Origin of the sequence: Yinghuangia seranimata (assembly GCF_029953285.1) — a bacterium.
Lineage (GTDB): Bacteria > Actinomycetota > Actinomycetes > Streptomycetales > Streptomycetaceae > Yinghuangia > Yinghuangia seranimata.
Window position 1 is genome coordinate 22,542 of the sequence record NZ_JASAOI010000078.1, and the last position, 12,439, is coordinate 34,980.

Sequence of the window (12,439 nt, forward strand, 5' to 3'; positions counted from 1 at the left end):
GCCGGGGTGGACGGACCGTTGCCGACCGGGGCGGACTACAGCGAGGCGTTGCGCGACACGGCGCTGTGCTTCAAGCACCCGGCGCTGGCGCGCGGCATGGTGGCGATGGGTCCGCTGCGGATGCCGCGCGTGGTCTCCGGCAACTTCGGCAGCGTCTTCCGGGTCACCTCGACGAACCCGGGGGACGGCGGCGGCCCGGGCAACGGCCGCGAGTTCGCGGTCAAGTGCTTCACCCGCGCGGTCCCGGACCGGCTCCGGCGCTACCGTGCGATCGGCCGCGCGCTGGACGGCCTCGCGGCACCGGACGGGGACTGGCGCGTCGCGTTCGAGTACGTGCCCGAAGGGGTTCTGGTGCGGGGCCGGTGGTACCCGGTCATCCTCATGGAATGGCTCGACGGGACCGCGTTGATCCCGTGGCTGGAAGCACACCTCGACGAGCCGGACGCGATCACCGGACTGGCCGCGGAGTTCGCGGACGTCGTGGACGGCCTGGAGGCGTCCGGCATCGCGCACGGCGACCTCCAGCACGGCAACCTCGTCGTCGCCCGGGAGGGCGGCCTGCGGCTGATCGACTACGACGGGATGTACGTGCCCGACCTGGCCGGGCTGGGCGCCGCCGAGCACGGGCACCGCAACTACCAGCACCCGAAACGGTCTGCGGCCGACTTCGGGCCCGGCCTGGACCGGTTCTCGGCGCACCTGATCCACCTGACGCTGCGCGCCCTCGCCAAACGTCCCGAGCTGTGGGGCATGTTCCACGAGGAGGGTGGCGAGCACCTGCTGCTGACGGGCAACGATTTGGCGGACCCCGCAGGCTCGGAGCGCTTCGCGACCGTGGCCTGTGCCGTCCCGGAACTCACCGACGCCTTCGCGCGGTTGGCGGTCTGGGCGCAGCGTCCGCTCGCTGACGTCGAGCCGTTGGGCGACGGCACGGGCCTCCCGCCGCGCAAGCCGCGCGCGGTGGCGTCGTCCGCGCCGGCCGGGCCGGCCGCCCAGGGCGGCGGCGGCCTGCCCCCGTGGCTGGCGGAGGCAGTGAGCATGGCGGGGGCGACCGGCGGCACGCGTGCTGTCCCGAGGACGCAGGCACCCGCCGCGCCGACGGCCGCGCCGAGCGTCGGCGAACCCGTCGTGCCGAGGCTGGTCGGCTCGAACTCCGGTGCCGGGACCGGCGGATCGTCGGCATCCGGGGCGAACGGGCGCCCGCCCGAATTCACTCCGCTCATGGAGGCGTTCTTCGGCCCGCAGAAGCCGAACGCGGCTCCGCCTCCGAACGGCGGCAGGCCGCAGGTCCCGTCCCGGCCCGGGGCGGCGCCGGGCTCGACGCCCATACCCCCACCGGCTGTCCCGCGTTCGTTCACGAAGACCGCCCTTCGCACCCGCGTGAAGGTGCGCGCGGGGATGCTCGTCCTGCTGATGGCCGGGGCGCTGTTCGGCTGCTCGGCTTTCGGCGTCGGCCCGTTCGCCGGCGTCCTGCCGGCGCTCGCCGGGGTGGTCGGCGCGGTGGCGGTGGCCGGGAGCGTGTCCCAGGCGCTGAACGGCGTCGTGTCCGCGGCGTACCGCAGCAGCCCGGAGATGCTCAGGCGGGCCGCCGCGGAACGGGTCGCGGCGCAGGTCGCGGCGGCCGAGCGCCTCGCGGCGGCGAAAGTCGGGGAACGGCGCAAGGCGCACCGCGAACTGCAAAGGCGCCGCACGGAGCTGACGGCCTGGCACATCACCGAGGCGCGCATTCTCAAGAACCGCAACACGTACGAGCGGGAGAGCGTGGACCGGCACCTCGCCGAGGCGCTGGACGCCGTCGAGCAGCAGCGTGTGCTGCTCGAAGGCTCGGTCGCACGCGACGAGCTCCAGGCCCTGCGGTCGCTCCAAACACGGCTGCTGAACGAGGGCCTGAAGAAGCACCCGCTGCCGGTCGCGCTGCTGGGCGCCGGACTCGTCGCTTTCCTGGGGCACGAAGGCGTGTGGACCGCCGCCGACTTCACGCGGGTGACCTCCGCGGTGCCGACCACGCCGGAGGAGCGGGACCGGGCGGTGATCGTGACGTCGCGTCCGGGACGGGTGGTCAAGGTCGACGGCCTGCCGCCCGCGAAGGCCCGCGAACTCCAGGAGTGGCGCGACGAGATCGCCGAGGAGCTGCGGGTCCGGCTGCCCGGCGCGCTGCCGTACGACGTCGCCCAGGAGCTGCACCGCAAGCGCGCCGAGCGGCGCCTCGACCTGGCCCGGCAGGCCGCGCGGGCGCGCGCGGCGGCGTTGGAGGCGACGGCCGAGCTCGACGCCGGCCTGACGGAGGCGATCGGCTACCTGGACGGCGCGCTGGCGACCGACGGAGGGGCGCTGGACGCGGAGCTGTGGTCGGCCGCCGCGGAACTCGCCGACGCCGAGGACGCGCACGGCGCCGCGGAGAAGGCGCTGGCGAACGCGCGGAACGCCGTGGCGGCGTACGACGACCTGACGACGGCCCGCTTCGTGTGGTCGGTGACGACCGGCTTGTGAGTCTGGGCCGTACCGGGTCCCCGGCGCCGGCCGGGCGCTGCACGGGAGACGCTCAGGAGCCGCCGAACGTGAACCTCAGATAGCGCGCGAACGACAGCTTCTCGATCTCCTTGCCGAGCCGGTCGCGCTCGGCGGTCAGCCGCTGGTGGTCGCCCAGCAGGGCCTGGTTGCGTGCCGTCTCGCGGTCCAGGTCCAGGGCCCGCAGCCGGAACCGCTCCTTGGCCTCGCGGTCCTCGTCGCCGAGGCGCGCCCGCTCGGCGTTGACCCGGGTCGTCGCCTCCCCCTGACGCTGCTTCACGAGCGCGTCGTAGCGGACGAGTTCCGCCTCGAGATGGGTGCGTCGCGCGGCGAAGCGCGCCGTGATGGCGGCGACGTCGGCCGCTGTGGCGGTGGTGGGCGCGGACGTCCTGAGCCGCCGCTCGATGCTGTCCCGCCAGCGCATCAGGGCCTCCGCATGGGCGGGCGTGAAGTCGAGCGGCTTCGCCAGCGAGCCGTCGGCGCACACCAGCAGCAACGCGTCCGGCCCGTCGGTCGTCGGCATGCGGCGAAGGCCGGTGAAGTCGGCGGCGGTACGGATTCCGAACGCGGCCAGCCGCGGGATCATCACGCCGCTCACTCCGGGGACGCCGGCCTTGTCGACCGGGTACTGGCGCAGGCGCTGTTGGACGAACGCGTCCCGAACCACCGTCAGCACGTCGGCCTGTGCGGCACGCAACGCCGCGTCCAGACCGTCGAGTTCCTGCTGGAGCGGGTAAGCCTCCCGGGCGACCTCCTGGCGGATCGCCGCGTGGCTGTGGCTCAGGTGGTAGTCCAGCTCCTGGTGCCGGTCGGCGGTGTCGCGGACCCGGGAGGTCTCGGCCTTCTGAAGTCTGCGCCGCTCGTGGGCGAGCGCGGCCAGTTTCACGTTCGGGTCTCCGAGGTCGTTGAGCTTCCAGAAGACCTCCTTCTGGCGCTGTTCCAAGGTGCCGACCTCGGGCCGCGACTGGTGGCTCACGTACGGGATGTAGAAGCTGAACGGCACCGTGGCGACGGCAGCGTACGGGAACAGCAGCAGGGCCACGACCGTCGCGGCCAGGCCGAGCACGAAGCTCGCGACGACGGCGAGTTCCATCCCTCCGCGGCCGTGGAAGCCGGCTGCGGCGGCTTGCACGCCGCTGCCGGGAGTCGGCCGTGTCGGGACGGGGCGGGCGACGGGCCCGCCGCCCGCGGCACGGATGTTCGCGGGTGAGGCGGTCGGGTCTGCCGTGTCGCCGGGGGAGTGCTTCGTCATCCAGTCCGGCAGCGGCCCGCCCCGCGCTGCCGAGCCGTTCGCCGCGGCCGGGGGCGGCACCGGGAGCGAACCGTCCAGCTCGGGTATCCGCCCAAGCGGCAGCACGGCCAGCCGGCCCAGTTCGTCGGCGAGCCGCCGAACCGCCGGGTCGGGGTGCCCGGTCAGGGCCGGGAACCGGGCCGAAGCGTCCGGCGCCTTCAGGTCGTCCTCGGTGAGCAGCAGGTACTCGCCGCCCGGCTCGTGCAGCCGCTCCCACAGGTCCGGCTCCGCCGCGAGGGCCAGCAGCGAGACGTGGATCAGCCACGCCGAGAACCGGTCCACGTCCGGCCCGAAGTCGTCCGAAGTACGCATCGGCGACTGGTAGTTGCGGTGCCCGTTCTCGGTCGCCCGACGTCCCGCGAGGGCGGGCACGAACATGCCGTCGTAGTCGACCAGCCGCAGCGTGCGGTCGGGTGCCACGAGCAGGTTGCCGTGCTGGAAGTCGCCGTGCGCGATCCCCGCGTCCGCGAGGTCCGCGGCGAGCGCGGCGAAGTTGTCGGCGACGGTGCGCACCGCGGCCGGTTCGCCGATGTTGGCGTCGAGCCACTCCGTCAGGCCGACGCCGTCGACCCAGGCCATCTTCAGCACCGGGTACCAGCGGCCGTTGACCAGCACGCCGCGCGGCAGGTACTCGAAGCCCATCTTCCACGGCTGGGACAGCGACGCGTCGTCCAGGCCGGACAGCAGGGCGCTGATCGCGCGGTAGCGGTCGGCCTGGTCGGGCACCTCGCGGGTGAAGCACTTCACCGCGAACTTGCGGCCGGTGGTCGCGGAGGTGACGGTGAACACGCTGGCGAACGCGCCCGATATCGGGCGCGGCAGCCCGAGTCTCGTCAACGCCGGGCTGCCGCCGCGCAGTTCGGGGTCGGCGAAGCACAGCCCGGTGTTCTGCAACGCCTCGGCGTACGCGGCACCGGTGGGGTAGGCGCGCGGCCGCGGGCGGTCTACCGGCTGGGCGTCCACGCGGCCTCCGCGACGCTGAGGACCACCACGGCGACGTCGTCGTTGCGCAGGGCGCCGGCCGAGCGTTCGGCCGCGACCAGCGCCGCGAAGCGCTCGCCGTCGGCGTCCCGCGCGCACTCGTCCAGCAGGCGCAGCCGTTCGGCGGCCTCGTCCGGGGCCGCGCCCAGCAGCCACGCCGAGAACGCGTCGGTGGCCAGCACCAGACGGTCCTCCGGCCATGCCGCCCCGGCCGCGAACCGGGTGCGCTCGGCGACCAGTTCCGGATCGGCGGCACGGCTGCCGAACAGGTCGGGCGACGTGCCGAAGTCGTCCGCGGAGTCGACCGGGAAGGCCCCGACGACGCGGCCGTCCCGCACGTGGAACAGGCAGCTGTCGCCGAGCGCTGCGGCGTGCCAGCGGCGCGGTGCCGGGTCCGGGCTGTCGTCGTACGGCGCCGGCTCGTCGTCGAGGCACGGCGCTTCTACCCGTACTGCGAGCAGCGTCGCGAACGCGCCCTTGGCCAGGCCGGGTTCCTCGTACCAGCGCACCGGTCGGCCGCGCGCCGAGCGGTCGGCGACATAGGTGTCGACGTAGTCCCGCCAGGCGTCCGTGAGCCCCGCCGCGAACGCCGCGTACCGCGCACGGTCGGTCAGCAACTCGGGGTCGTGGTACGCCGCGAGCGCCGCGCCCGCGCTGACCTGGTGCGCCCAGGCCCGGGCGAGCAGGCTCTCGGAAGCGCCGTCGGCGACCGCGGCGACCAGCGGGCCGTCGGAGCCGAGATCCCCCAGGCCCGCTTCGTCCGCCCCGAGCACGCACAGCGCGTCCTCGCACTCCTCGGCGCTGCTGCCGTGCTTCGGGACCAGGAACGCCGCGGCCCGGTCGACGCCCGCGATCACCGCAGCTCGGTGGCGCGCGTGCCGATGTCCAGGAAGTCGACGATCGAGACGATGTCGGCGTTGTAGACGAACCCGCGCGTGGCGTCCGACATGCGGTACCCCTGCGTCGCCGCGTAGCTGCGCACGCCGCTCGGCAGCACGCTCGACATCGCGAACAACTGCCGCGCGTAGGCGTCGGGCAGGTCCGCGTCGGAGTCGGGGAACGTGGTCGGCGATCCGCCGGTGTCCGACACGTGGCTGTTGTAGAGCAGCGCCGTGCCGTCCGAGGACGCCCGCGCGGCCAACGCGGCCGCAGCGGCGCTCGGGTCGCCGTCGGTCGACTCGCCGTCGGTCAGGTTGAGCACGATCGGCGGGAATCCGTCCGGGTGTTGCTCGACCCAGCCGGCGACCAGGTTGTCGGCGTACGACAGCGCGCGCACCATCGGCGTGCCCCCGTTGGCGACCGGCTCCAGCCAGAGCGGGAACGTCACCGACGTCTCGACCAGCCCGCCCGCGCCGTCCGGGACCTTCTTGACGCGCTCGTCGATGCGCGCCGGATTGTCCGCGACCTCGCTGATCGGCACCAGGTCGCGGCCGGCCAGCGCGCCGCCGAACACCGAGCCGACCGAGGTGTGGCCGTAGCCGATCACCGCGATGTGGAAGTAGTCGCGGACGCCTTCCTCTTTCGCGCACTTGACCGACAGCTCGGTGAGCAGCCGGTTGATCGCGTCGGCGACCACGTCGGCCTTGCGCTGCTTCACCTCGCCGCCGATCGGGTCGACCATCGACGCGGACTGGTCGACGAGGAAGATGAAGCAGGTCGGATTGGTCCGGCTGATCTCCGCCGTGTAGACCATGAGTTCGGCCCTCCTGGTAGGGGACACCCGGGAGTCCTCACGAAGTTCTCCGCGTGCCCCCGCCAGGGGGATCGTAACCCGGCCGCACCGCCTCACACTTCCGTCTTTCGGCCGGTCCGCCGCTCGGCCCTGAGGATGATCAGGGGGAGCGTCGGGGCGGGATCAGAGGCCGGGGATGCGGCCGTTGCGGAACAGGTCGACGAAGATCGCGTGGTCCTCGCGGGTGCGCGCCGCGTAGCTGTGCGCGAACTCGACCACGTGCGCCACGAAGGCCTCTTCGTCCGGCTCGACGACCGCGCGGATCGCGTGCTCGGTCGAGAACGGCACCAGCGTCTGCCCGCTGCTGGCCTCGTCAGCGACCGCGTGCATGGTCGCGGTGGCGCGCGCGAGGTACTCGACCACGATGCGAATGTCACCGGGCTCGTTGAGCGCCGACCAGTCCAGGTCGTTCGCGTACGGCGAGACCTCGGCGACCAGTTGGCCGACACCGTCGATGTCGGTGTAGCCGAGCCACGGGTCGGCGTGCGCCTGGAGCGCGCGCTGCGAGATCACCGTGCGGTGGCCCTCGTGCTCGAAGTACGCCCGCACCGAGGGGTCGGTGACGTGCCGGCTCGCCGCCGGGGTCTGGCCCTGCTTCATGTACAGGATCACGTCGTTCTCGAGGGCCTCGGTGCTGCCCTCGATCAGCAGGTTGTACGACGGCAGGCCGGCGCTGCCGATGCCCACGCCGCGGCGTCCGACGACGTCCTTGACCTCGTAGGTGTCCGGGCGCGAGCGGGTCGTCTCGGGCATGGTCGCCAGGTAGCGGCCGAACGCCTCGAGGACCGTCTTGCGGGTGTCGTCGTCCAGCGGGAACGCGCCGCCGGACATCGCGAAGCGGCGGTCGTAGCCGTCGATGACGGTCTGCTCGTCGAGCAGCCCCACCCGGGTCTGGAGGCGGGCCTGGTGCAGCACGTCGAGCAGCGGCCCGGTCGCGGTGCTCAGCGTCAGCGCGGTCTGCGCGGAGGCCGGGTCGTCGGTGAGCATGAGGATCTGCGCGCGGTACGCGCGGGCGTAGTCGGCGACCAGTTCGCTGATCAGGTCGTCGCTGAGGGCCTTCGCGTAGCCGATGAGGGCGAGGCTGGCGGCGAAGCGCTGCACGTCCCACACGAAGGGCCCCACGTAGGCCTCGTCGAAGTCGTTGACGTTGAAGACCAGGCGGCCGTCGGCGTTGAGGTAGGTGCCGAAGTTCTCGGCGTGCAGGTCGCCGTGGATCCACACGCGCCCGGTGCGCTCGTCGACGAACGGGTTCGCCATGCCGTCGACGTCCGCGTAGTACAGGCAGGCGGTGCCGCGGTAGAACGCGAACGCCGACGCGGCCATCTTGCGGAACTTGACCCGGAACGCGGCCGGGTCGGAGGCGATCAGCTCGCCGAAGGCCGCGCCGAAGACCTCCAGGATCCGCTCGGCCCGCTCGTCCCGGCCTATCTGCTCGAACACCCCACCGACTCCTTCTGCGCTGTTCGCGCACACTGGCTGCCCCCGCCCGCTCCGCAGCATGCCAGGCGGCGGGGTAAAGGCGGGATGTGGGTGGGTGCTTTGGTGGCTTTGGTGATGGTTTCTGACAATGCGACAGCCGCCGCCCGGGGGGGAAGGGCGGCGGCTGTCACGGTCGGGTCAGCCGGCGGGCTTGACCGTGGTGGGGGCGGCGCCGTGGACAGGCGGGGCGGCGGCGCCCGAGCCTGCGGCGTCGGACTTCGAGCCCCAGGCCGGGGTCTGCGTGCCCGCGGAGCCGGACTTGTTCGTGACCGGCTTGGGGAGGGCGTCAGCGGCGGCGACGGTGTCCCACACCGGGGCCGTGACGATGGCCTTGAGCTGGTCGGTGGTCAGGACCGGGTTCGTGCGGACCTCGGCGCCCTTCTCGACCGCGCCGTTCGTCGCGTAGGCGTAGATGTTCGCGCCGTCCTTGCGGATGATGCCGGCGCTCCACTGCTTCGCGCCCCCGCCGGCCGGGCCCCGCTTGTCGTCTTCCGTCGTCTCGGAGGCAGGCCACTCGCGGTTCTGCTCCAGGCGGAGCGAGCCGTTCGGGGTGGTCTCGTTCGTGCACCAGATGCCCTCGGCGGCATGGAATGTCCAGCACTTGTTGTCATCGCTGGAGCCCATCGGCCCGGAGAACAGCATGTTCACCATGGTCGCGGGCTTGCCGTCGTGCGGGTCGACGAGCAGGTACACCCCGACCTGCGACCCGTTCTGGCCCGGGTTGGACAGGGACTGGACCTTGACGTCGTAGCCGGCCGGGAGCAGCGTCTTGAGCGTCTCCAGCGCCTTCTCCGCGGTCAGCGGCTGGTGCTGCTGCGGGGTCGCACCCGCCGACGGCGGCGCGCTGACGCTCGGCGGCGGGGCCGCCGGGCCCGCCTTGGCGCTGCCGCTGCCGAGGTCGCTCAGCGCGACCGTGCCCGCGCCGCCGATCGCGACGACGGCCAGTGCCGCCACCGTGACCTGCGCGCGCCGGACGGCGCGCATCCGGCGGCCGCGGGCGAGGCCGCCGCGCACGAGCTCGGCCGTCGGCGGCTGGAAGCCGGCCGTCGCGGCGTGCATGGCGTCCGCCAGCGTCGCCTCGGTGCCGTGGGGTTCGTGCCGTTCAGTACTCATCGGTTCACCGTCTCCTGGGTGCGTCCGGGATGGAGGTCGTGCGGGGCCGTACGGCGCCCCGCACGCGAGTGCTCGGGATCGTGGGCCCGCCGTACGGCCGTACCGGCGGTGTCGATCCGTGGGGCGGCCTGCCGCGGTCGCGTCACGCGGCTGCCAGGGCCTGGAGGTCGCCGCCCAGGATCGTGCGCATCTTCTCCAGCGCACGCAGCGAGCGGTTGCGTACCGCGCCCTGGGAGCAGCCCATCTGCCGTGCGGTCTGCTCGACGCTCATGTCCTCCCAGTACCGCAGCACCAGGACGGCGCGGTCCTTGGGCGGCAGTTGCGCCAATCCCTTGAGGAGGGTCATGCGCAGCGCCGGGTCCAGCTCGGGGCCCGCGCTGTCCGGGATGGTGCCGTACGCCTGCTCGCCGCTGCTGCGGCGCCGGCGCCACGACAGGTAGCTGCGAACCAGCACTGTGCGCGCGTACGCGTCCGGGTTGTCCGCGGACTTCACGCGGCGCCACGACCGGTACAGCTTGCCGAGTGTCGTCTGCACCAGGTCCTCCGCCAGGTGCCAGTCGCCGCTGAGCAGCCATGCGGTCCGGAACAGCTGTGCGCTGCGCGCCGTGGCGAATTCCAGGAATTCGTCCGGGTCTGTTGCCATCGCCCCCGCCCTAGTCGCGAGTGTCTCCGTGTGCTTCCATCCGTACCGACGCCGCGGGGCGGAACCCGTGTCACACGTTCGGAGCAGGAATTTTCGCTGTCTTCTGAACGGGTGCTTCACCGGGCCCGACGTACCCTGGTGTCGGTTTTGTGGTGTTAAGCGACTTTTGTCACGAGGTTGGGAGCGTCGGATGGCCGTGGGGACGCATGTCGATCGCGTCTGTACCGAGACACGCGGCTGGGTGAGCGAGGCGGTCCGCAAGGTCAACGCCGACGCCAACCGGTCGGCGGACACACACCTGCTGGTGTACCCGCTGCCGCCGGAGTGGGGCATCGACCTCTACCTCAAGGACGAGTCCACGCACCCGACGGGCAGCCTCAAGCACCGGCTCGCCCGCTCGCTGTTCCTGTACGGCCTGTGCAACGGGTGGATCCGGGAGGGCACCACCGTCATCGAGGCGTCGTCCGGCTCCACGGCGGTGTCCGAGGCCTACTTCGCGCGCATGCTCGGGCTGCCGTTCATCGCGGTGATGAGCAAGAGGACCAGCCCCGACAAGATCAAGCTCATCGAGTTCTACGGGGGCACCTGCCACCTGGTCGACGACCCGTCCACCGTGTACGACGTGTCGCGCAGGCTCGCCGCCGAGACCGGCGGCCACTACATGGACCAGTTCACGTACGCCGAGCGCGCGACCGACTGGCGCGGCAACAACAACATCGCCGAGTCGGTCTTCGAGCAGATGGCCATGGAGCGGCACCCGGTCCCGACGTGGATCGTCGTCGGCGCGGGCACCGGCGGCACCAGCGCGACCATCGGGCGCTACGTCCACTACCAGTGCCACGACACGCTGCTCGCGGTCGTCGACCCGGAGAACTCCGCGTTCTTCGAGGGCTGGACGCGCGACGACCCGGGCTTCACCGTCAGCGCCGCGTCGCGGGTCGAGGGGATCGGCCGGCCGCGGGTCGAGCCGAGCTTCGTGCCCGAGGTCGTCGAGCGCATGTTCAAGGTGCCGGACGCCGCGTCGATCGCGGCGATGCGCTACCTCCACCGGCTGACCGGCAACAAGGCGGGCGGCTCGACGGGCACCAACCTGTGGGGCGCGCTGCAACTGGTCGCCGAGATGCGCGCGACGGGGCGCACCGGGTCGGTCGTCACGCTGCTGTGCGACGGCGGGGAGCGCTACGCGCACTCCTACTACTCGGACGAGTGGCTGGCCGATCAGGGCCTGGACATCGCGCCGTTCACCGCGACCCTCGAGCACCTGCACGCGACGGGGGAGTGGCGCGACTCCTGACCGGGCGCCTCCACCGGCCTCCGGTGCCGGGAAAATCCCCTTACGGCACCGGAGTTCCGGTCGTCCGCGGGTGGCACTAGGCTCGTACGACATGACTTCGAACATCGCCTTCGACCGCCGCGAACAGCTCGAGAAGATCCAGAGCGGCCTGCTGCCGGGCGAGCAGGTGATAGCGGTCTACGACGCGATCGGCGCGGGGACGGGGTTCATCGGGCTGACCGACCGCCGCGTGATCATCCAGGACAACAGCTTCGTGGGGAAGAAGATCGCGATCACGTCGATCCCCTACGCGAAGATCAGCAGCGTCAGCATGGTGAGCAACAAGTCCTTCGCGGGCTCGTTCTTCTCGTCAGGCCAGATAGCGATCGGCGTCGGGACGCACACCTACCAGGTGGAGTTCCGCGGCGAGGAGAAGAGCAAGCACGTGCACAACGTGATCCTGCACTACATCTCGTCGTAGCACGGGTGTTCGGGCCGCGGGCCGGCCGACGGCGCCTTGATCCGTTCGGGCGGAATGTGCGCGGTGGCGGCCGCGTCGGGCCCGGCGTGCCGCACCATCGGGTTGGGATGGGCTCGACCGCGAGCCCTCGCCGGTCGTCCCGAACCCGTGGGGAGGCGTCGTGTCCGTCAAGCGGCCCGCTGTGTCCATCGCCGCCCTCGGCCGTGCCGGCGCGGCCGTCCTCACCGCCGCCGCGCTGTCGCTCGCGGCGCCCGCGGCGGGCGCGTACGCCGCGAACACCGCGCCGCCGGCCGCCGCCCCGATCGCGGTGCTGGACTCCACCGTCGAGGTGTCCGGGCAGGCCACCGTCAAGGCCGATCCGACCGTGGTGACTCTGAACCTCGGCATCGTCTCCTCCCGCGACACCCCGCGCGAGGCGTACGAGGTGGCCGCCGCCGCCACCCAGCGGGTGGTCGACGCGCTGCGTGGGGCGGGGGTCGCCGAGAAGGACGTCACGGCCGCCCAGATCACGGTGACCACGCGCTACATCCCCGGGCACTACCCGGACATCCTGGACTACCTGGCCGAGGGCTCGATCCGTGCGACGGTGCGGGACATGCCGTCCGCACCGCACGTGCTCGACGCGGCGGTCACCGCCGGGACCTTCAACATCAAGGTCGGCTCCATCACCTTCGACCTGGACGACAACCGCCCCGCCGTCGCCCAGGCGCGCGAACTCGCCTACCGCGACGCGCAGTCCAAGGCCGAGCAGTACGCCTCGCTGTCCGGCCGGATCCTCGGCAAGCCGGTCGCCATCACCGAGGTCTCGGCCCCCGCCCCGGGCCCGATCACCGGCCAGCCCGCCCCCACCCCGCCCCCGGGCGCCCCGCCCTTTCCGGTCAGCCCGGGCCCCTTCGAGGTCGCCGTGACCGTACGAGTGGTCTACGCCCTGTTCTGAG

The 12,439-nt window shown here is 72.5% G+C and carries 10 protein-coding genes; 4 read left to right on the forward strand and 6 right to left on the reverse strand.

Annotation, left to right across the window (positions count from 1 at the left end; genetic code table 11):
• Positions 1 to 6 precede the first annotated feature (6 nt).
• Positions 7 to 2,490 (forward strand): protein kinase family protein, encoded by a 2,484-nt coding sequence (locus tag QI554_RS39105; protein WP_281477445.1) that lies wholly within the window; start codon positions 7 to 9, stop codon positions 2,488 to 2,490.
• Between the two features lie 52 nt (positions 2,491 to 2,542).
• Here the strand turns inward: QI554_RS39105 and QI554_RS39110 are convergent, their stop codons facing one another.
• From QI554_RS39110 to QI554_RS39135, 6 genes are all read right to left on the reverse strand, one after another.
• Entirely contained in the window at positions 2,543 to 4,762 is a 2,220-nt protein-coding gene (locus tag QI554_RS39110) for a protein kinase family protein (RefSeq protein ID WP_281477446.1), read from the reverse strand.
• Positions 4,744 to 5,637, reverse strand: coding sequence for a hypothetical protein (locus tag QI554_RS39115; RefSeq protein ID WP_281477447.1), 894 nt, complete (start codon positions 5,635 to 5,637; stop codon positions 4,744 to 4,746). Before QI554_RS39115 ends, QI554_RS39110 begins: the two co-directional genes overlap by 19 nt.
• Positions 5,634 to 6,500 (reverse strand): vWA domain-containing protein, encoded by an 867-nt coding sequence (locus QI554_RS39120; protein ID WP_281477449.1) that lies wholly within the window; start codon positions 6,498 to 6,500, stop codon positions 5,634 to 5,636. Before QI554_RS39120 ends, QI554_RS39115 begins: the two co-directional genes overlap by 4 nt.
• A 135-nt stretch (positions 6,501 to 6,635) precedes the next feature.
• Entirely contained in the window at positions 6,636 to 7,952 is a 1,317-nt protein-coding gene (locus QI554_RS39125) for a DUF2252 domain-containing protein (RefSeq protein WP_281477451.1), read from the reverse strand.
• 177 nt (positions 7,953 to 8,129) lie between these two features.
• Entirely contained in the window at positions 8,130 to 9,104 is a 975-nt protein-coding gene (locus QI554_RS39130) for a hypothetical protein (protein ID WP_281477453.1), read from the reverse strand.
• Between the two features lie 142 nt (positions 9,105 to 9,246).
• Positions 9,247 to 9,747 carry a SigE family RNA polymerase sigma factor gene (locus tag QI554_RS39135; RefSeq protein WP_281477455.1) on the reverse strand — a complete coding sequence of 167 codons (501 nt, stop codon included), beginning with the start codon at positions 9,745 to 9,747 and terminating at the stop codon, positions 9,247 to 9,249.
• A 190-nt stretch (positions 9,748 to 9,937) separates the two neighbouring features.
• On the opposite strand from QI554_RS39135, the gene cds1 reads away from it, so the two are divergent.
• The 3 genes from cds1 to QI554_RS39150 all read left to right on the forward strand — a co-directional run bounded on the left by cds1 (position 9,938) and on the right by QI554_RS39150 (position 12,438).
• A complete protein-coding gene (gene cds1, locus QI554_RS39140) occupies positions 9,938 to 11,041 on the forward strand; it encodes an L-cysteine desulfhydrase Cds1 (RefSeq protein ID WP_281477457.1) in 1,104 nt (367 codons plus the stop codon).
• A gap of 91 nt (positions 11,042 to 11,132) precedes the next feature.
• Complete coding sequence (locus QI554_RS39145) at positions 11,133 to 11,501, forward strand: PH domain-containing protein (RefSeq protein WP_281477458.1); 369 nt, start codon at positions 11,133 to 11,135, stop codon at positions 11,499 to 11,501.
• A 160-nt stretch (positions 11,502 to 11,661) separates the two neighbouring features.
• Positions 11,662 to 12,438, forward strand: coding sequence for an SIMPL domain-containing protein (locus tag QI554_RS39150; protein WP_281477460.1), 777 nt, complete (start codon positions 11,662 to 11,664; stop codon positions 12,436 to 12,438).
• The last annotated feature ends 1 nt before the right edge of the window (position 12,439 follow it).